At 67.0% G+C, this 19,982-nt stretch carries 20 protein-coding genes and 1 tRNA gene; 9 read left to right on the plus strand and 12 right to left on the minus strand.

The genetic code is table 11. From position 1 onward, the window contains the following. Positions 1–16 precede the first annotated feature (16 nt). From HFL01S_RS05470 to HFL01S_RS05495, 7 genes are all read right to left on the minus strand, one after another. A complete protein-coding gene (locus HFL01S_RS05470) occupies positions 17–226 on the minus strand; it encodes a DUF2970 domain-containing protein (protein WP_066255770.1) in 210 nt (69 codons plus the stop codon). Next, on the minus strand, positions 223–834 hold the full coding sequence (locus HFL01S_RS05475; protein ID WP_066255775.1) for a cytochrome c oxidase assembly protein: 612 nt from the start codon (positions 832–834) through the stop codon (positions 223–225). The genes HFL01S_RS05470 and HFL01S_RS05475 overlap by 4 nt, the downstream gene beginning before the upstream one ends. A 21-nt stretch (positions 835–855) precedes the next feature. Beyond that, complete coding sequence (locus HFL01S_RS25545) at positions 856–969, minus strand: cytochrome oxidase small assembly protein (RefSeq protein ID WP_218008599.1); 114 nt, start codon at positions 967–969, stop codon at positions 856–858. 8 nt (positions 970–977) lie between these two features. Further along, positions 978–2,597, minus strand: coding sequence for a cytochrome c oxidase subunit I (ctaD, locus tag HFL01S_RS05480; protein WP_066255778.1), 1,620 nt, complete (start codon positions 2,595–2,597; stop codon positions 978–980). Between the two features lie 40 nt (positions 2,598–2,637). Then, positions 2,638–3,825, minus strand: coding sequence for a cytochrome c oxidase subunit II (gene coxB, locus HFL01S_RS05485; RefSeq protein WP_066255781.1), 1,188 nt, complete (start codon positions 3,823–3,825; stop codon positions 2,638–2,640). Between the two features lie 110 nt (positions 3,826–3,935). Next, positions 3,936–4,400 carry a DUF2244 domain-containing protein gene (locus tag HFL01S_RS05490; RefSeq protein ID WP_066255784.1) on the minus strand — a complete coding sequence of 155 codons (465 nt, stop codon included), beginning with the start codon at positions 4,398–4,400 and terminating at the stop codon, positions 3,936–3,938. 157 nt (positions 4,401–4,557) lie between these two features. Continuing rightward, entirely contained in the window at positions 4,558–5,463 is a 906-nt protein-coding gene (locus tag HFL01S_RS05495) for a biotin synthase (RefSeq protein ID WP_066255787.1), read from the minus strand. 287 nt (positions 5,464–5,750) lie between these two features. Between HFL01S_RS05495 and HFL01S_RS05500 the strand changes: the two genes are divergently transcribed. From HFL01S_RS05500 to HFL01S_RS05510, 3 genes are all read left to right on the plus strand, one after another. Beyond that, a complete protein-coding gene (locus tag HFL01S_RS05500; protein WP_066255791.1) occupies positions 5,751–6,266 on the plus strand; it encodes a ComF family protein in 516 nt (171 codons plus the stop codon). 94 nt (positions 6,267–6,360) lie between these two features. Then, positions 6,361–6,834, plus strand: a complete 474-nt coding sequence (gene trmL / locus HFL01S_RS05505; protein WP_066256029.1) for a tRNA (uridine(34)/cytosine(34)/5-carboxymethylaminomethyluridine(34)-2'-O)-methyltransferase TrmL — start codon at positions 6,361–6,363, stop codon at positions 6,832–6,834. Positions 6,835–6,988: 154 nt separating this feature from the next. After that, a complete protein-coding gene (locus HFL01S_RS05510) occupies positions 6,989–7,312 on the plus strand; it encodes a hypothetical protein (RefSeq protein ID WP_066255793.1) in 324 nt (107 codons plus the stop codon). 7 nt (positions 7,313–7,319) lie between these two features. Here HFL01S_RS05510 and HFL01S_RS05515 read toward each other — a convergent pair whose 3' ends face one another. The 4 genes from HFL01S_RS05515 to pcaF form a co-directional block, all read right to left on the minus strand. Beyond that, positions 7,320–7,775: a MaoC family dehydratase gene (locus HFL01S_RS05515; RefSeq protein WP_066255796.1), complete on the minus strand. Its 456-nt coding sequence runs from the start codon at positions 7,773–7,775 to the stop codon at positions 7,320–7,322. Positions 7,776–7,841: 66 nt separating this feature from the next. Then, positions 7,842–8,459 (minus strand): AAA family ATPase, encoded by a 618-nt coding sequence (locus tag HFL01S_RS05520; RefSeq protein WP_066255798.1) that lies wholly within the window; start codon positions 8,457–8,459, stop codon positions 7,842–7,844. Positions 8,460–8,489: 30 nt separating this feature from the next. Beyond that, a complete protein-coding gene (locus tag HFL01S_RS05525; RefSeq protein ID WP_066255800.1) occupies positions 8,490–9,254 on the minus strand; it encodes a sulfite exporter TauE/SafE family protein in 765 nt (254 codons plus the stop codon). Beyond that, the gene (gene pcaF / locus HFL01S_RS05530; protein WP_066255803.1) at positions 9,251–10,453 is read right to left on the minus strand and encodes a 3-oxoadipyl-CoA thiolase; all 1,203 of its coding nucleotides are present in this window, start codon (positions 10,451–10,453) and stop codon (positions 9,251–9,253) included. Before pcaF ends, HFL01S_RS05525 begins: the two co-directional genes overlap by 4 nt. A gap of 38 nt (positions 10,454–10,491) precedes the next feature. On the opposite strand from pcaF, the gene HFL01S_RS05535 reads away from it, so the two are divergent. Then, positions 10,492–10,929 carry a DUF1841 family protein gene (locus tag HFL01S_RS05535; protein ID WP_066158643.1) on the plus strand — a complete coding sequence of 146 codons (438 nt, stop codon included), beginning with the start codon at positions 10,492–10,494 and terminating at the stop codon, positions 10,927–10,929. A gap of 47 nt (positions 10,930–10,976) precedes the next feature. Here the strand turns inward: HFL01S_RS05535 and HFL01S_RS05540 are convergent, their stop codons facing one another. Further along, positions 10,977–11,645 (minus strand): c-type cytochrome, encoded by a 669-nt coding sequence (locus tag HFL01S_RS05540; protein ID WP_066158645.1) that lies wholly within the window; start codon positions 11,643–11,645, stop codon positions 10,977–10,979. Between the two features lie 126 nt (positions 11,646–11,771). Here HFL01S_RS05540 and HFL01S_RS05545 point away from each other — a divergent pair, with 126 nt between their 5' ends. The 5 genes from HFL01S_RS05545 to HFL01S_RS05565 all read left to right on the plus strand — a co-directional run bounded on the left by HFL01S_RS05545 (position 11,772) and on the right by HFL01S_RS05565 (position 19,981). Next, positions 11,772–12,626: an AAA family ATPase gene (locus tag HFL01S_RS05545; protein WP_066255806.1), complete on the plus strand. Its 855-nt coding sequence runs from the start codon at positions 11,772–11,774 to the stop codon at positions 12,624–12,626. Between the two features lie 224 nt (positions 12,627–12,850). After that, positions 12,851–14,038: a vWA domain-containing protein gene (locus HFL01S_RS05550; RefSeq protein ID WP_066255809.1), complete on the plus strand. Its 1,188-nt coding sequence runs from the start codon at positions 12,851–12,853 to the stop codon at positions 14,036–14,038. Between the two features lie 6 nt (positions 14,039–14,044). Next, a complete protein-coding gene (locus HFL01S_RS05555; protein WP_084383107.1) occupies positions 14,045–15,973 on the plus strand; it encodes an autotransporter assembly complex protein TamA in 1,929 nt (642 codons plus the stop codon). Continuing rightward, entirely contained in the window at positions 15,973–19,866 is a 3,894-nt protein-coding gene (locus HFL01S_RS05560) for a translocation/assembly module TamB domain-containing protein (RefSeq protein WP_066255814.1), read from the plus strand. Before HFL01S_RS05555 ends, HFL01S_RS05560 begins: the two co-directional genes overlap by 1 nt. A gap of 40 nt (positions 19,867–19,906) precedes the next feature. Further along, positions 19,907–19,981, plus strand: a tRNA-Arg gene (locus HFL01S_RS05565). Position 19,982 lies beyond the last annotated feature (1 nt).

Below are 19,982 nucleotides of genomic sequence, written 5' to 3' on the forward strand. Positions count from 1 at the left end.
GATTCGGGTGGCTGGTTCAACCAGCCACCCAGTTCACGATCAGGATCAGGATGCCGACAAACGCCAGGGCCATCACCACCCCCACCACCATCAGGTGGATCGGGTTGAGGCGGGTGATGTCGCGCTGGTAGTCGGCCTGGCGGCGGACCCCGAGAAAACCCCACAGCACCGCCTTGATGGTGTCCGTGATGGATCCCTTGCGCTGGTTGGCAGGTGGCGTGTTCACACGGCCCCCTGACTGGATACAGCAGCAGGCGCTGGCGCCCGACCGACCATGCCTTGCGGCGCGGCGGGAACCTTGCCGCCCACCTCGAAGAACGTGTAGGACAGCGTGATGGTCGTGACGTCCTTGGGCAACTTCGGATCAATCACGAACGCCACCGGCCACTCTTTCTTTTCACCGGGCGCGAGGGTGTACTGCGTGAAGCAGAAACACTCGAGCTTGTTGAAGTGGGAGGCCGCCTGCGTCGGTGCGTAGCTGGGAATCGCCTGCGCCGCCATCGTGCGGTTCTGGATGTTCTGGAACTCGTAGAGCACGGTGGTCAGCTCACCCGGATGCACCTGAAGGGTCCGGACGGCCGGCTTGAAGTGCCAGGGCCCGCGCGCGTTGACATCGAACTCCACCGTGATGGTGCGCGACCGGTCGACCTGGGTGTTGAGCACCTTGGGCTGGGCGCCGGGCACCGTCCGCTCGGTCAGCGCAAGGACGTTGATCCCCGTGGCTTCACAGATGGCCTTGTACAACGGCACCAGCGCATACCCGAAGGCGAACATGCCCAGCGTGATCACGCCGAGCTTGCCCACCATCTTCAGGTTTTCTCGTTTCAGACCCATCGAATGCTCTCCCGGAACGACTCAGCCGCCCAGCAGCACGATCTTGCCGACGAAGCCCAGGAAGAACACCAGCGCCACCGAGGCCAGGATAAGGCCCAGGCGCTGGTTCTGTTTTTTCTGTTCGTTCGAGGTCATGGAGAGGCTCAGCCGATCACCTTGGTGGCGGTGGCATCCAGCTTCGGCGGGCTTTCAAAGGTGTGGAAAGGCGCCGGGGACGGCACTTCCCACTCCAAACCTTCGGCGCCATCCCAGGGCTTCTGAACCGCCTTGGGGCCAACGCCGCGCATCGCGGGAATGATCACAAACAGGAAGAAGTACACCTGCGCCAGACCGAAGGCAAAGGCACCCACGGAGGCAATGGCATTGAAGTCGGCGAACTGCATGGGGTAGTCGGCGTAGCGACGTGGCATGCCGGCCAGACCCAGGAAGTGCATCGGGAAAAAGGTGATGTTGAAGGAGATCATCGACCACCAGAAGTGCAGCTTGCCGCGGCCTTCGCTGTACATCACGCCTGTCCACTTGGGCAGCCAGTAGTAGATGCCGGAGAACATGGCGAACAGCGAACCGGCCACCAGCACATAGTGGAAATGGGCCACCACGTAGTAGGTATCCTGGAAGTTAATGTCGATCGGCGCCATCGACAGGATCAGACCGGTGAAGCCACCGATGGTGAACACGAAGATGAAGCCGACGGCCCACAGCATGGGCGTCTCGAAGGTCATCGAGCCTTTCCACATGGTCGCGATCCAGTTGAAGATCTTCACGCCCGTGGGCACGGCGATCAGCATAGTGCTGTACATGAAGAACAGCTGGCCCGTCACCGGCATACCGGTGGTGAACATGTGGTGTGCCCACACGACGAAGGACAGGATGGCAATGGAACCGGTGGCGTACACCATCGAGGCGTAGCCGAACAGCTTCTTGCGCGCAAAGGCGGGCACGACCTGGCTCACGATGCCGAAGGCCGGCAGGATCATGATGTAGACCTCGGGGTGGCCGAAGAACCAGAAGATGTGCTGGTACATCACCGGGTCACCGCCGCCGGCGGGGTTGAAGAAGCTGGTGCCGAAGTGGCGGTCGGTCAGCGTCATGGTGATGGCGCCGGCCAGCACAGGCATCACGGCAATCAGCAGGTAGGCGGTGATCAGCCAGGTCCAGCAGAACATCGGCATCTTCATCAGCGTCATGCCGGGAGCGCGCATGTTCAGGATGGTCACGATGATGTTGATCGAGCCCATGATGGAACTGGCACCCAGGATGTGCATGGCGAAGATGCCGGCATCCATCGACGGGCCCATCTGCAGGGTCAGCGGCGCGTACAGCGTCCAGCCGGCGGCGGGGGCGCCGCCAGGCATGAAGAACGACGCCACCAGCATGATCGCGGCAGGAATCATCAGCCAGAAGCTGAAGTTGTTCATGCGCGCGAACGCCATGTCGGATGCGCCGATTTGCAGCGGGATCATCCAGTTCGCGAAACCCACGAAGGCCGGCATGATGGCGCCGAACACCATGATCAGGCCGTGCATGGTGGTGAGCTGGTTGAACAGCTCGGGGTTCACCAGCTGCAGGCCGGGCTGGAACAGTTCGGCGCGGATCAGCAGGGCCAGCACGCCGCCCACCATCAGCATGGTGAAGGCGAACAGCAGGTACAGCGTGCCGATGTCCTTGTGGTTGGTCGCATAGACCCAGCGGCGCCAGCCGGTCGGGGCATGGTGATCGTGGTCGTGCGCGTGAGCGTCGTGGGGATCCAGTACTGCACTCATGTTCTAGTCCTTGAGAATTTCAATCTGTTCTGGGTCCGCGTCACTTGCGGGCCGCGACGATGTCGGCGGGCTGCACGATCTGCTCGGTCTTGTTGGACCAGCTGTTCTTGGTGTAGGTGATCACGGCAGCGATCTCGGTATCGGACAGCTGTTTCCAGGCCGGCATGGCACCGTTGTTGGCTCCGTTGAGCAGGATGGCAATCTGCTTGGACTTGTCGGCGTCCAGCACGATGGCAGACGCATCCAGCGGCTTGATGGGGCCAGCACCCTTGCCGTTGGCCTGGTGGCAGGCCGCGCAGTTGGCCGCGTACACCGACTCACCGCGCTTGACCAGGTCGGCCAGGTTCCAGACCTTGGAAGGATCGTCTGCAGCAGCGGCCATCTTCTTCATCTCGCCCTCGACCCACTTCGTGTACTCCTCGGCGGTCACCACTTTGACGTGGATCGGCATGTAGGCGTGCTCCTTGCCGCACAGCTCAGCGCACTGGCCATAGAAGTCACCGGTCTTTTCGGCGCGGAACCAGGTGTCGCGCACAAAGCCCGGGATGGCATCCTGCTTGATGCCGAAGGCCGGCACCATGAAGGCGTGGATCACGTCGTTGGCCGTGGTGATGATGCGGACCTTCTTGCCCACCGGCACCACGAGCGGGTTGTCCACCTTCAGCAGGTAGTCGTCCGTGGCAGGCGGCTTGCCGCTGTTGGACATTTCGCGGTGGCTGTTGTCCAGAGTGGAGAGGAAGCCGATGCCCTCGCCTTCACCCTTGATGTAGTCGTAGCCCCACTTCCACTGCATGCCCGTGACCTTGATGGTCAGGTCACTGTTCGTGGTGTCCTTCTGGGCCACCAGCACCTTGGTCGCCGGCAAAGCCATGCCGATCACGATCAGCAACGGCACGATGGTCCAGCCCAGCTCCACCCAGATCGGCTCGGGCAGTTCCTGCGCCTTGTGGCCGACCGACTTGCGGTGCTTGAGGATGGAATAGAACATCACCCCGAACACCACCACGAAGATGACCGAGCAGAGGGCCATCATGAACCAGTGCAGCCAGTGCTGCTCTTCCGCGATCTTGGTGGCGGGCGGAGCAAAGTTGAGCTGGTTGACCGCCGGACCACCGGGCAGGTCGTTCACCGCATGGGCCGCCTCGGCCAGCCAGACCGAGGAGCCCAGAATCCAGGCAGAAGTCGTCGCACGCAGGCCACCGGAATGCTGGCGCAGGAAATCACCCATCTGTCTTGTCGTACTCACGTTGAACGCCTCAAATATAAGTATTGATTTATATCAATCTAATTAGACCAAAAACACCCTGAACGCCCTCTCAGGGAATACCCACACCAGCTTCATGACTCCCTCAGTGCCCGCCTGATTTCCTGGGCCAGCACCGGCCGTAAATCGGCCCTCACATACCGTCCGACTTCCGCCGAACGCCCTCCACCCCACACCGACACCAGCAAACGGCGACCGCCTGGGGCTTCCACGCGAATGGCATGGCCCGCAAACTCGATGCGCGACAACCGGCCGGCGTCCTCCTGCTCCACCACCAGCCGACCACGGCTCACACAGATGTGCTCACCATCGGTCGCATGTCGGGCGTAGGCCAGAAACGCCACACCGACCGCTACCAGTTCCACCACGGAGAACGGCAACACCATCCAGGCGCCGTGGGTCCAGAAGAACCCAGCCACCACCAGGGACAGCGCGCTCAACAGCGCGTACATCGCCCCCAATTGCCTTGGCGTGACCGAACAGTTGCGCCTCAGCACCCAGTGAATCCCGTCCGTGGTGACGCTTGCGAGGCGATACATGTTGTGTCTCCGACACAACCGGATGCGCCGGGAGCGTCCGACATGGGATCACGCATGCCGAAGAATCGGCGTGCAGAGTTTGATTTATGTCAATTGTAGCGACCAGAAACCGCCCGCCGCCCGCTGCACGGCTTCTGGGACGCCCCTTCGCAGCAGATCAGTTGCGCCGTTTTCGCAGCATGGTCCGCATCTCGTCCACCGAGACCGACTGGCTGTCACCTGCCTTGGGTCGAGGCGCCGACTTGAACGCATGCCCGTAGTTGATCTCGAAACCCAGAGTGAGGCGCCCTTGCCCGTCGCGCGGCCCGTGCTGCTCGATGGCGGACTCGATGCGTGCGCGCCACCCGCGACCCCGTAGTGCGGGAAACCGGGCCGCGCCCAGGTTGCGACCAAAGCTGCGCAGTTCATCCAGCATGGCCGTCGCGCTGCTGTATGTCAGCGTGATCCGCTCCATGTCCATCACAGGTTCGGCAAAGCCTGCATGCACCAGCATGTCGCCCCAGTCGTGCATGTCGGTGAAGCTGTGGGCGGGTGAGGGCCAGCCCTGGCCCTGGTAGACGCCCTGCAGTTCACTGAGGCTGTCGGGCCCCAGGCAGGAGAACATCAGAAATCCGCCGACGTCGATGTGCCCGTGCCAGCGACGCAGCAGGGCCTGGGGGCAGGGCTCCTGGTGCAGCACCATATTGGCCCACAGCATCGCCACCCGGGTGTCTGCGGTGGCCACTGCGGGTGCGCTGGATTTGCCCCAGCCCAGGAGCGACCGAAGCGACCGCCCTGTCCCGCCCTGCAAGCGCTCTGTCACGCGCGGGTCCTCTGCGGACACCAGGCAACGGGCGTTCGGCAACCGCGCAGCCAGGCTGCGATGCGCCTCCAGCCCACCCATCACTGGCTCCCAGTGCAACCAGCTGGCCGGCTGCTCCCGGAACCACTGAAGGCGGTCGATCATGCGCCGGGCCACCTCTTCGTGCAGCCAGGGGCTGGCCGCATGCGAGCGGAGCAGCCAGCGCCGCGCTGCGACAGGATCAAGCCCGGGCACAGGCGATTCTTCGGTCGGGTTGGTCACAGAGGTGGGTTGACAGGGGTGGTGGCCGGCTGGCGGAGGCGCGCCAGTATATTGGCCGCATGGGAGTTTTGACCGCTTTGCTGCACCGGATGCCCGGGCTGCCCTCCATCTGCCAGGTCTGTGGCAGCTGGCCGGCCGCGCCTGTCTGTCCAGCGTGTCGCCAGCGCCATGCGCCTCTCCTCGGTCGCTGCCAGCGCTGCGCCCGACCGCAACCTGAAGATGCTGGGCTGTGCGGCGAATGCTTGACTGCAACGGGATCATCACCCGTGCAGAGATGCCTGACTGCTGTGGACTACCTGTTCCCGTGGGACGGGTTGATTGGCAGATTCAAGTTTCGCAACGAGCCGGGATGGGCGGGCCCGCTCGGGGACCTGATGGTGCAATCCGCCGCCAGGCAGAACTTCCTGGAGCCGGACATGTGGCTGGTGCCGGTGCCCGTGACGCCGGCGCGGCTGGCCGAGCGTGGCTACAACCAGGCCTGGGAACTGTGCCGTGCAATCGGTCGGCAGACCGGTCTTCAGACCATGGCAGAGGCCTTGGTGCGCCTGGGTGACACGCCGGACCAGCACCGCCTGACGCGCGCGCAGCGACTGGTCAATCTGCGGGGAGCATTCGTGGCCCATCCTCTCTTGGTGTCGAGGCTGTCAGGAAAGCGGGTGGTCCTTGTTGACGACGTGCGCACCACGGGCGCCACCTTGCATCACGCAGGGCTGGCGCTTCGAAAGGCCGGCGCCGCCGAGGTCCGGGCACTGGTTTTGGCGCGCACGCCACACGAAGCTCAAGACGGAGAGACCGGTCGATGACACCGCTTCATATGCGCTTATGATCGCGCCCACCAAGGGTGTAGAAGACAAGGCCGGCCCACCGGCCACAGCGTTGAAGGCAGCGCCTCGCCCCATGTTCCACGTTGTTCTGGTCACACCGCAGATCCCGCCCAACACGGGCAATGTGATCCGCCTGTGCGCCAACACGGGATGCCATCTGCACCTGATCGAGCCCCTGGGTTTCTCGATGGACGACAAGCAGATGCGCCGGGCCGGACTGGACTATCACGAATACGCCAGTGTCCAGCGCCATCCTGGCTGGACCCAGTTCCTCGACACCGCCCAACCTGTGCGCGAGCGCATGTTCGCCCTCACCACCCGGGGACAGGGGCAGGCCTATGCCCAGCGCTTCATGCCCGGCGACTGGCTGGTCTTCGGCTGCGAGACCGAAGGACTGCCGACCAGTGTGCGCGAGCATTTCGCTGAGGAGCGCCAGTTGCGGCTGCCCATGCGGGAAGGCCAACGCAGCCTGAATCTTTCCAACGCGGTGGCGGTACTTGTTTACGAAGCGTGGCGCCAACAGGGATTCGGAGCGACAAAACCGTGACGCATATCACTTCTTTGCTGAGGGAAGCACCCCACATTTGGGAGTTGCGGTCACCCACAATACGCGGGTTGGTTCAACCGCTGCATCATTCGGTTCGAACTCCCGTCCTGTTTTGTATAGACGCTCTGCCCCTGCGGGCAGCCCGGAGGTTTTTTTGATTGCGACGCTGACCAGGCTCTTCAAAGGCAAGGCCGCACCCGGCAAGGGTGCGAAGGCTGTGCCGAGCCTGAAAGATCTTCAGGCCATCCGCTCCGCCCTGCTGCAGACCGTGGCGGACTGCGAAGGCATCTCTGTGCATCGCTTGCGGCACAAGATCGAGCAAACGCAGACCGTGCAGGACCTCTGGCTGCTGCGCAACGACGCCTACCAGCTCATCTCCCAGGCAACCAGCCAGACGGTGGCCGCCGAACGGATCAATGCCCTTCTGGCCGTGTTTGAAGGCTGGGTCGACGCCCGTCAGCTGGGGCGCATCCGCTGAGCGACGCTCAGGGATAACGCCGCACCAGGGCCTCGGCCACACACACCGGCTTCTCGGCCCCTTCGCGCTCGATAGCCACCGACCAGGCCATCTGCAGGCCATTGCCTTCGATTGGCGCGGCCGACAAGAGCGTCATGCGCGCCCGCAAACGGCTGCCCACCGGCACGGGTGAGGTGAAACGCACCTTGTTAAGACCGTAGTTCACCCCCATGCCGCCCTGCCGGATTTCGAACGCCGAGTCGAAAAATACGGGCAGCAGCGACAGGGTGAGGAAGCCGTGCGCGATCGGTGCGCCGAAGGGGCCTGCACGCGCGCGCTCCACATCCACATGGATCCACTGGTGGTCACCAGTCGCGTCGGCAAAGCGGTTGACCTGTTCCTGGGTCACGGTGACCCAGTCGCTGGTGGCCACTTCCTGACCCACACAGGCCGCAAGTTCGTCGAGGGTGTCGAAGCTTCTCATGGAGGCCGACTCTAGGGCCTGGGCCCCGCAAGACACTGTCGGCACCGCGACAGCGCCGGACCGGGTTCAGCGATCCAGCCAGTCGCAGATGCCGCGCCACTGCTCCAGGTCCTTTTCCACACGGCCGGGCGCCACGTCGAACAGCGTGAGTCCGCGCGCAGCAAGGTGGATGTAGTTCTGCGTGTCGCGCAGGTAGCCCAGCACCGGCAGCCCCAGCCCGTCGACGAATTCGTGCAGCTTGTCGGCCGCAATCGTGCGGGCGTCAACCCGCATGCCGACGATGCCCACCTGCAGATGCCCCGCGTGTTTGGACTGAGCGAGCTCGTCAAGGAACGCGCGCGTGGCGTAGATGTCGAAGATGCTCGGCTGCAGCGGCACCAGCACCTTGTCGGCGTGTTTGAGCGCATCCTTGCACAGCGCACCGTGCAGGCCGGCGGGCGTGTCCAGCACCACATGGGTCGTCCCCTTGGGTGGCTTGCCCACATGGTCACCCGACACCTCCCACGAGCGGATCGGGCGGGCGGCCGCAGGGCGCAGGCTCAGCCAGAGCGCGGACGACTGCTGGCGGTCGGCGTCGCCCAGCATCACGGCGTTGCCGCGGCTGGCCAGGTAGCCGGCCACATTGGTCGACAGGGTGGACTTGCCCACCCCTCCCTTCGGATTTGCGATCACCACCACCGGCATACGGACCTCCTCGGGCGCACGGAACGCCGGCTATGTTAACGGCCGCGCGTCCCAGAGCAGCTTGACCGCGGTCAGGAACATGCCGGTATAGACCATGCGGTAGAACAGGACCTGGTTGATGCGGTGCGCGATGCGCACGCCCACCCACACCCCGATCGGCGCGAACGGCAGCAACGCCAGCGAGGTGGCCATGTTGCGCCAGTCCAGCAGACCCAGCCAGGCGTACGGAATCCATTTGGAGAGGTTGATGAAGAAAAAGAAGAAGGCCATGGTGCCGGTGAACAGCACTGGTCTGAGCTTCAGCGGAATCACATAGGCATTGATTGGCGGCCCGCCCGCGTGGGCGATGAAACTGGTGAAGCCGGACGTGGCCGTCAGGATCGCGCCCAGCCATTTCGGCGGTGGCGGGCTGTCGGCGCGGGGCGGAAACAGCAGGCGCTGCGCCAGGAACAGCAGCGTCACCAGCCCCACCACCCCGGCCACCACCCGGGCATCCAGGACGCGGAACAACACGGTGCCCAGGACGATGCCGGCCAAGCCGAACGGCAGCAGGAACTTCAGCAGCGCCCGGTCCACATCCTTGCGGAATGCCGCCATGCCCAGCAGGTCCATCACCAGCAGCACCGGCATCAGGATCGCCGCCGCCTGCGGCACTGTGACCGCCAGCGCCATCATGGGCACAGCCAGCGAACCGAAGCCCGCACCGAAGCCGCTCTTGCTCACGCCCAGCAGCAGCACCGCGGGGATCGAGACCGCGTAGAAGAACGGGTCGGTGATCAGCGGCAGCGCGCTCACACGCGCTCGATGATCAACGCAATGCCCTGGCCCACGCCGATGCGCATGGTGCACAGCGCATAGCGCCCACCCGTGGCGTGCAGGCGGTTGACCGCCGTAGTGGCCAGCCGCGCGCCGCTGGCGCCCAGCGGGTGGCCGAGCGCGATCGCGCCGCCCCAGGCGTTCACGCGCTCGTCGTCGTCCTTGAGGCCCAGCATGCGCAGCACGGCCAGGCCCTGGGCCGCAAAGGCCTCGTTGAGTTCGATCACGTCGAGCTGCTCCAGCGTCAGCCCGGTCTGGGCCAGGACCTTCTGCGTGGCCGGTGCCGGGCCGATGCCCATGATGCGCGGCGCCACACCGGCCGTGGCCATGCCCACAATGCGGGCCTTGGGCGTCAGGCCGTTCTTTGCCGCCGTGGCCTCGTCGGCCAGCAGCAGGGCGCAGGCGCCGTCGTTGACGCCGCTGGCGTTGCCGGCGGTCACCGTACCGTCGGGTCGCACCACCCCCTTGAGTTTGGCCAGTGCTTCCAGGCTGGTCTCGCGCGGGTGTTCGTCGGTGTCGACCACCACCGCATCACCCTTCTTCTGCGGAATGCTCACCGGACAGATCTCGCGCGCCAGATGGCCGGCCTTGATCGCCGCCACCGCGCGCATCTGGCTGGCCAGGGCCATGCGGTCCTGGGCTTCGCGCTCGATCTTGAAATCGGTCGCCACGTTCTCAGCCGTCTCGGGCATGGAGTCCACGCCGTACTTCTCCTTCATCAGTTTGTTGACGAAGCGCCAGCCGATGGTGGTGTCGTAGACGACGTTGGCACGGCTGAAGGCGCTCTCGGCCTTGGGCATGACGAAGGGCGCGCGGCTCATGCTCTCCACGCCGCCGGCGATCATCAGGCCCGCTTCTCCGGCCTTGATGGCGCGTGCGGCCGTGCCCACAGCGTCCAGCCCCGAGCCGCACAGGCGGTTGATGGTGGCACCCGGTACCTCCAGCGGCAGCCCGGCCAGCAGGCTGCTCATGTGGGCGACGTTGCGGTTGTCTTCACCGGCCTGGTTGGCGCAGCCGTAGAGCACGTCGGTCACGGCTTCCCAGTCCACCGAAGGATTGCGCGCCATCAGCGCCTTCAGGGGAATGGCACCGAGGTCGTCGGTGCGCACGGAGGACAGGGCGCCGCCGTAGCGGCCGAAGGGGGTGCGGATGGCGTCGCAGATGAATGCCTGTGGCATGGTGTGTCTCCTCGAAAGACATGCAGGATAATGCATCCATGTTCAGTCCGTCCCAAGCCGATGTCCGGCGCTTCTTCTGTGCCGTGCACGCCAAGCAACAGTCCGGTGAGGCCATGGAGGCCATCGAGATGTTGGCCGGCCAGTGGATCGCCGAGCACCCGGAGTACCACGCCGCTCTCTCGGACGTCGATGCGGCGCTGGCGCAGATGGGCACCCCCGGCGACGGCGGGCAGGAGAACCCCTTCCTGCACCTGTCCATGCACCTGTCGATCAGCGAGCAGTGCAGCATCGACCAGCCCCCCGGTATCCGGCAGGCAGTGGAACTGCTGACCGCGCGCCGCGGCGACCTGCACGCCGCCCACCACGAGGTGATGGAGTGCCTGGGCCGCATGATCTGGGAAAGCCAGCGCTCGGGCCGTCCGCCCGACGGTCAGGCCTACATCGACCAGGTGCGGCGCCGCGCCACCCAGGACTGAAACAAAAAAGCCGCTCAGTGAGCGGCTTTTTCATGGGCGGCTTTCAATCAGCGGAAGCGCGACTGCGGCACCGTCTGCAGGTCGCCGTCCAGCGAACCCAGGTACTTGGCGATCTCGCGCATTTCGGCGGGCTTGAACTGCTTGGCGATGCCGGCCATCACGCCGTTGGAGCGGCCGACCACGTTGTTGCCCTCGACCGTATAGGACTTGAGCGCGACGTAGAGGTAGTCGGAGTGCTGGCCAGCGATCTTGGGATAGCTCGGATCGATGGGCTTGGCGAAGTTGGCGCCGTGGCAGGAAGCGCAGGCACCCTTCTGGATCAGGGCGGCGGCGGCAGCGCTCGCCGTCTTGGGCGTTTCCGCCGGCGCGGCACCGGCTTGCGCGGAATAGAACGCGGCCAGGTCGGCCATGTCCTGCTCGGAGAGCGAACCGGCGATGCCACGCATGGACGGGTGCTTGCGATCGCCCTTCTTGTAGGCGGTCAGCGCGGAGACGATGTATTTGTCGGACTGACCCGAAATCTTGGGGACCTTGTGGATCTCGGGGAAGCTGTTCTGGTAGCCCTTGATGCCGTGGCAACCAATGCACATTTCAGCTTTTTTCTGACCGGCCTCGGCCGAGCCGGTCACACCTTGCGCCTGGGCAGCCGAAACCGCTGCAAGAAGGGTCGCAGCGGCGACAACAGTACGGGCGAACGTAGGCAGCGGATGGGTCATTTTGCAAGCACAATGAAGTGAACGATTGATAAAAATCAACAGACGATTATATAGACTCGACCATCAATAACGGCTTATTGATAACCCTGACCCACAGGCCCATCCACCGTTCTTTCCCGCTCTTCCATGAAGTTCCAAGGCTCACAAAACTACGTCGCCACGCAGGACCTGATGCTGGCCGTCAACGCCGCCATCACGCTCAAGCGCCCGCTGCTCGTCAAGGGCGAACCCGGCACCGGCAAGACCATGCTGGCCGAAGAAGTGGCGCAGGCGCTGGACATGCCGCTGCTTCAGTGGCACATCAAGTCCACCACCAAGGCGCAGCAAGGCCTCTATGAATACGACGCGGTGAACCGCCTGCGCGACAGCCAGCTCAACACCGCCGACAGCGCCGAGCGAGTGAAGGACATCCGCAACTACATCGTGCAGGGTGTGCTGTGGCAGGCCTTCACCGCTGACCGCCCGGTGGCCCTGCTGATCGATGAAATCGACAAGGCCGACATCGAATTCCCGAACGACCTGCTGCGCGAAATCGACCGCATGGAGTTCTATTGCTACGAGACGCGCGAACTCATCAAGGCCAAGCACCGGCCGCTGGTCTTCATCACATCGAATAACGAGAAGGAACTGCCCGACGCCTTCCTGCGCCGCTGCTTCTTCCACTACATCAAGTTCCCGGATGCCGACACGATGAAGAAGATCGTGGACGTGCATTTCCCCAAGCTCAAGGACGAGCTGCTGACGGTGGCGATGAAGACCTTCTACGACGTGCGCAACCTGCCCGGCCTGAAGAAGAAGCCGTCCACCAGCGAGCTGCTGGACTGGCTCAAGCTGCTGATGGCCGAAGACATCCCGCTCGAAGCGCTGCAGAGCGCCGACAACAAGGTGTCGATCCCTCCGCTGGTGGGTGCCCTGCTCAAGAACGAGCAGGACACGACGCTGTTTGAAAAGCTGGTGTTCATGAACCAGAGGAACCGGTGAAGGAGGATCGAACCATGATGAAAAGACTCGCCTGCCTGGCTGCGCTCCTGGCATTGCTTTCGGCCTGCTCCAGTCCTCCAAGTGGCGGGCGCTGCGACAAGCCCAAACGCAGCGATGGCTCCCAGCCGTATGACCCCTATTGCAGTGGCGAGTACAACAAGTAGTTCGGCACAGGTGCCGCGCAACACACCTCCCTGTCTGCACCAAGTCACAGGACGGGTTCTATGCTGATCGACTTCTTCTACACCCTGCGCGCGGCCAAGCTGCCGGCCTCGGTCAAGGAATACCTGACGCTGCTCGAAGCGCTCAAGGCGGACGTGGTCGGGCCGACCAACCCGGACGCCTGCACGATGGACGACTTCTACTTTCTGGCCCGCACCGCGCTGGTCAAGGACGAGAAGCACTTCGACAAGTTCGACCGCGCATTCGCCGCCTACTTCAAGGGCGTGGAGATGATCGCGGACTTCAGCAAGCCGATCCCGGCCGACTGGCTGCGCCAGGAGATGGAACGCATCCTCTCCGACGAGCAGATCGCCAACGCGCCCAGGATGGACTGGGACGAGCTGATGGAGACGCTGAAGAAGCGCCTCGAAGAGCAGAAGGAACGCCACGAGGGCGGCAACAAGTGGATCGGCACGGGCGGCACCTCGCCCTTCGGCCACGGCGGCAAGAACCCGCAGGGCATTCGCATCGGCGGCAAGGGCGGCAACAAGTCGGCGGTGAAGGTGTGGGACCAGCGCGCCTACCGCGACTACGACGACACGCAGGAGCTGGGCACGCGCAACATCAAGGTCGCCCTGCGCCGCCTGCGCAAGTTCGCACGCGAAGGCCACGAGCTCGAACTGGACCTGCCCGACACCATCCGCGCCACCGCCGCCAACGCCGGCTGGCTGGACATCAAGATGATCCCGGAGCGGCACAACAACGTGAAGGTGCTGCTGCTGATGGACGTGGGCGGCACCATGGACGAGCACATCCAGCGCGTCGAGGAGCTTTTCTCCGCCGTCAAGGCCGAGTTCAAGCACCTGGAGTTCTATTACTTCCACAACTGCGTCTACGACTTCATGTGGAAGAACAACAAGCGCCGCTATGCCGAGAAGTTCCCGACCTGGGACATCATCCGCAAGTACAACAAGGACTACAAACTGATCTTCGTGGGCGACGCGACCATGAGCCCCTACGAGATCCTGCAGCCCGGTGGCAGCGTGGAATACAACAACGAGGAAGCGGGTGCGGAGTGGTTACAACGGCTCACACACGCCTTCCCGAAATTTGCCTGGATCAACCCGGAACCTCAGGGCGTGTGGCAGTATCGACAGAGCATCAGCATCGTCCAGCAACTCGTGGGCCAGCGCATGTTCCCGCTGACCCTCAAGGGGCTGGAGGACACGATGAGAATGCTCTCGAAATAAGCCTGCATGACCCTCACCCCCCGGCGCCGTGTGGCTTCCACACGGCTTTTTTGTCTGTTGTCGCTGCTGCTCCTGGGCATGCCGCTGCAGGCGGCGGAGTCCGAACCGGGCAGCGCCCCCGAAGCCAGCGACACCCGCAGCGCGCCCGAACGTTTTGCGATCACGCTGCAGGCGCCGCCAGACCTGCAGGCGTTCCTGTCGCGCCACGTCGAGCTGCAGCGCTACCGCCACCTGCCGGACCTGGACAGCGGTGAACTCGACCGACTGCTGCTCGCGGCGCCCGACAACCTGCGGCAGTTGCTGGGCACGCAAGGTTTCTTTTCGCCGGAGGTGGCCGTCACCCGCCGGCCGGGCGACCCTGCGCTGGGCGAGGTGCTGATCCGCGTCGAGCCCGGCCCGGCCACCCGGGTGGCGTCCTCGGCGGTCTATTTCAGCGGCGACATCGCCCGCCACGCCGAGGCCGAGGACCAGCGCGAGGCCGTGCGCCGGCGCAGCCAGCAGGCGGTGGGGCAGCCCTTCTCGCAGGCGGCCTGGGACCGCACCAAGTCCGACACCCTGCGCCTGCTCACCGCCGAGCGCTACCCGCGCGCGCGCATCGCCAACAGCCTGAGCGACATCGACGCCACCGGCCACGCCGCGCACTGGCACATCGAACTCGACTCGGGCGCGCCGGTGCGGATCGGCGAGGTGCGGGTGGACGGCGCCGAGCGCTACGACCCGCGCACGGTCGAGCGCCTGGTGCGGCTGGCCGGCCTGCGACCAGGCGCCGACTACAGCCTGTCGCGGCTGCAGGACGCGCAGCAGCACATCGCCGACACCGGCTACTACAGCTCGGTGTTCGCCTATGTGGACCTGGATGCTGCCGGCGAGGCCGACGCCCCCGCGCCGGTGGTCGTGCAGGTGCGCGAGGCGCCGCTGAAGAAGGTGGTGCTCGGCATCGGCGGCAGCACCAACAACGGCCCTCGCCTCTCGGCGGAACACCAGCACCTGCGCATGCCGTTCCTGGGATGGCAGGCGCGCAGCAAGCTGCAGCTGGAGCGCCACGACCAGTTGCTGTCCACCGACTGGAGCGCGCCGGTGGAGGACGACGGCTGGCACTGGCTGACGGGCGGGCGCCTGGCGCGGCAGATCGACGGCGACACCACCGTCTCCAGCCTGCGGCTGAGCCTGGGCAAGGCGCAGAACAGCCCGCGCATGGACCGGCGCTACTTCGTGCAATACGACCGCGCGCGCACCGTGAACACCGCGCTCGCGAGCCTTTCGTCCGACGGCAACGAGGCCGCCGTCTCGGTCAACTACGGCTGGACCTGGCGCCGCTTCGATCAGTTGCCCTTTCCCCAGAGCGGATACGGCCTGGGCCTGACGCTGGGCGCCGGCACCACACTGGGCAGCGAGCGCAAGCCGTTCCTGAGCACGCAGGCGCGCTGGCTGGGCTACTGGTCGCTGGACCGTGGGCTCGGCGCCTGGACCGACACAGCTGAAACGCGCGAACCCACCACCTCCCCGCCGCCCAGCCGCCTCGGCCGGCTGGCCCTGCGACTGCAGGGTGGCGCACTGCTGGCCGACACTGCGGCCCGCATCCCCGACACGCAGTTGTTCCTCACCGGCGGCGACAACACGGTGCGCGGCTACGGTCTGCGCGACATCGGCGTGCCCCAGGCCGACGGCAGCGTCGCACCGGGGCGCTACATGGCGGTGGCCAGCGTCGAATGGCAGCGCCCGATCTGGCGAGGCGGCGTGCGCACCGAGTGGGAAAGCGTGCTGTTTGCCGACGCTGGCATCGTGACCAACCAGGCCTCGAACACCAGTCCCAAGGTGGGCGTGGGCGCCGGCCTGCGCTACAACAGCCCGGTGGGGCCGCTGCAGCTGGACCTGGCCTATGGCCTGGGGCCCAAGCGCCTGCGCGTCCACCTCAACGTGGGGTTCAGTTTCTGATGCGCACACTTCGGACCGGGCTGTGGCTGGCGGGCAGCGCGCTGGGTCTGCTGCTCGCTGCGGTGGTCGCGCTCTGGCTATGGGCCGGCACGCCCGGCTCGCTCGCCCAGGCCCTGACCTGGGCACAACGCTGGACCCAGGAAGCGGACGCTTCGCCGGGCCGCCTGCAGACCGAGAGCGTCGAAGGCAGCCTGCGCGGCGGCGGGCGTATCGGCAGCCTGCGCTGGTCGCAGGACGGCCTCTCGGTGCAGGCCGAGGGCGTGGCGCTGCAGTGGGGCGACGCCCTCTGGACCGACGCGCTGCGGGGCCGGGGTCTGCACATCCCTTCGCTGGCCATCCGCAGCCTGCGGGTGGACGACCAGCGCCCTCCCACGCCGAGCGAGCCACTGGCGGACCTGAGCCTGCCCCTGCTGCTGAGCCTGGGCTTCTCGCTGGAGCGTTTCGAACTCACCGGCCGGCAGACGCTGAGCGCCACGGACATCGCAGGGCACTACCGCTACGCCGCGCTGTCCACGCCAGTGGGCGAACCCGCCCTGCCCGACACGCCGGGCGTGAACGCGGTGCACCGCCTGCGCCTCGATTCGCTGCAGTGGGCCGACGGGCGCTACCGCGGGCAGCTCAACCTGGGCGCGCAGGCCCCGCTGCCCCTGGCGCTGGCCTTGCAGGGCGAGGTGCAGGGCCCTGTGCCCGACAGGCCCGCGCTGCAGCTGCAGGCCCAGGCGCGCGCCAGCGGCACGCTGGCCGGTGCCGGCGCCGCGCTCGACATCAGCGCCCAGGCCCAACCCGCCGACGGCGCCACCGGCCCGGACGCCACCTCTCTGTCGCTCACCGCCCGTGTCCTGCCCTGGGCCGACCAGCCCCTGCACAGCGCCGACGTGAACGCGCGCGCACTCAACCTCGCCATGCTCTGGCCGACCGCGCCGGTGACCGCGCTGAGCGGGCAGCTGCAGGCGCAGCCCGAAGGCGACGGCTGGCGCGCCCGGGTGCAGCTGAGCAACGCCCGCGAGCAGCCCGCCGACCAGCAGGGTCTGCCGCTGCAGCAGTTGCAGGCCGAGGTGCTGCAGAGTGGCGGGCGCTGGGCCGTCCGCGGACTGCAGGCGCGGCTGGGTGGTGGCACGTTGCAAGGGCAGGCCTCGTTTGCACTGGGCACCGGCGGCCCGGGCGCACCGGCCATCACCGACTGGCAGGGCGAACTCCAGGTCCAAGGCGTGCAGTCCACGCGGCTCTGGAGCACGCTGCCGCCCGGCGTGCTGGACGGCAGCGCCAGCGCGCGCGCCGCGCCTTCACCCGCCCCTGCCGGCGCCATCGACCTGCAGGCGCAGCTGGGCGCGGTGGGCGCGAGGCTGCAGGGCCAGGGCCGGCTGGAGCCGGCGCAGCGCAGCCTGCAGGGCCGCTGGGGTCTGGAGCTGCCCGGGGCGCGGCTGGACTGGGACGGCCAGGCCGCCCACGCCAGCGGACAGGGCGAGCTGCGCGTGCGGCTCGACAACACGCCCCGCCTGCTCGACTGGGTGCGTGGCCTGCGCAGCCTGCCGGTGTGGAGCGCATCGGCACGCGACGCCCTCGCCTCGCTCGACCGGCTGCGCGCCGACAACGGCGGCAGCGCCCGCGTGCAGTGGTCGGGCGGGCTGGCCGCGCTGGGCTGGCCGGCGCCGGCAGCGGCACCCGGTTCCCCAACAGCACCTGCGAACCCGGTGGCACCGCCCCGGCTGCAGGCCACGCTGAACCTGCCCGGCCTCGGCTGGCAGGGCGGTGACGGCGCCGCGCCGCTGCGCATCGACGACGTGGCGCTGAGCGCCACCGGCCCGCTGGACGCCCTCGCGCTCACCGCGGCCGGCAGCGCCACCACCGCCGGCTGGCGTCTGGGCCTGGACGCGGGAGGGCAGCTGGGCGTGGCCACCACGGGCGGCCGGCTCGACCTGTCCCGCCTGCAGCTGCGGCTGAGCCCCGAAACGGCATCGGCCCGAGCACCTGGCTGGCGGCTGGACAGCACCACACCACTGCGGCTGGGGTGGACCATCGACCCGGCCACTGGCCTGGCACTGGACGCGGGCACCGGCGCGCTGTCGCTCAGCCCCCTGCCCGGCACCGCGGCCGCACCCCAGACCCCGCTCACCCTGGACTGGCAGCGGCTGGTCTGGCAGACCCATACGCTGGAGACCCGGGGCCGGCTGCAGGGCCTGTCGCCGCCCTGGCTGGAGTCGTTTGCGGCCCTGGGGCAGGCGCCGTCCCCGCTGGCCTCGAACGGCCTGGCCGGCGACCTGGTGCTGGACGGCGGCTGGGACCTGCGCCTGCCCACGAACCCGTCCGCGCCGTTCACCCTGGCGGCCAGCCTGCAGCGGCGCAGCGGCGACCTGCGCTGGAACGGCGGCAACGGCGGCCCGGAGGCGCCCCTGTCGGCCGGCGTGCGGGACGCGCGCCTGAGCCTGAACGTGCAGGACCGGCGGCTGCAGGCGCTGCTGCGCTGGGACACCGAACGCCTGGGCCAGGCCAGCGCCGACCTCGCCAGCACGCTAGGCAGTGGCACCGGCGACAGCAGCGACCCACTCGAACGCTGGTGGCCCGCCAGCGCGCCGCTCAGCGGTTCGGCGCAGGTGCGGCTGCCGCAGGTCGGTGTGTGGTCGCTGCTGGCGCCGCCCGGCTGGCGCATGCAGGGCACGCTCAGCGCCGACGCCCGCCTGGGCGGCACCCGCGGATCGCCCGCATGGAGCGGCAGCCTGCAGGCCGACGAGCTGGCCCTGCGCTCCGTCGTCGACGGCATCGCCTTCACCAACGGCCAGCTGCGCGCCACCCTCGCGGGCGAGCGCATCCGGGTCGACCGCTTCAGCCTGCAGGGCCCGGGCGGCGCAGCCAGCGGCGGCACACTGGAAGCCAGCGGCCAGGCCGAGTGGCGCAGCGTGCCCGGCAGCCTGCTGCGCCAGCCCTACATCGAGCTGAAGGCCCAGGCGCAGCGCCTGCGCATCTCCAGCCGACCCGACCGCCGCCTCACGCTGTCGGGCGAGGCCAATGCCACGCTCGACGGCCGCCTGCTGCAGCTGCGTGGCCAGCTCAAGGCCGACTCGGCCCTGTTCATCCTGCCCGACGAGAGCACGCCCAGCCTGGGCGACGACGTGGTGGTGCGCAGCACGCGCGACCTGCCTGCGCCCGCTGCCAATGGTCAGCGCGTGCAGCCGGACGTCTCGGTCACGCTGGACCTGGGGCCACAGTTCGAGGTGCGCGGCCAGGGCCTGGAGGCGCGGCTGGAAGGGCAGCTGAACGTGCGCGCCACGCCCGCCCTGCCCACGCCGCGCGTGCTGGGCGAAGTGCGCACGGTCAACGGAACCTACCGCGCCTACGACCAGAAGCTGCGCATCACCTCCGGCGTGTTGCGCTTCACAGGCCCCTACGACGACCCGGCGCTGGACATCCGCGCCGAGCGGGTGCTGCCCGAAAACACCAACCAGCGCGTGGGCGTGCAGCTCAGCGGCAATGCCCAGGCCCCACGCGTGGCCCTGTTCGCCGACCCCGATCTGCCCGACGGCGACAAGCTGGCCTGGCTCGTGCTCGGTCGCCCGGCCTCGGCCGCGGGGGCGCAGGCCTTCGTGCTGCAGCAGGCGGCGCGGCGCCTGCTCTCGCGCGGTGGCGAGCCGCTGGACGGCGCGCTGGCGCGCACGCTGGGCATCGACGAGATCGGCTTCTCCGGTTCGGGCACCAGCGCCGACGGCACCACCACGGCCGCGGCCCTCACGCTGGGCAAGCGCCTCTCCAGCGACCTCTACCTGAGCTACGAACAGAGCCTGGCCGGCGCCATGAGCACGGTCTCGATCCTGTACGACCTCTCGCGCCGCCTGACCCTGCGCGCGCGCGCCGGCACCGAGAACGCGATCGACCTGATCTTCACCCAGCGCTACGACTGAAAGCGCCCGGGCACCGCACATACAATGCGGGCTCTCTCAAGCCGCCATAGTTCAATGGATAGAACGAGCGCCTCCTAAGCGCTAGATACAGGTTCGATTCCTGTTGGTGGTACCAG

This window comes from Hydrogenophaga flava NBRC 102514, from assembly GCF_001571145.1.
GTDB lineage: Bacteria > Pseudomonadota > Gammaproteobacteria > Burkholderiales > Burkholderiaceae_C > Hydrogenophaga > Hydrogenophaga flava.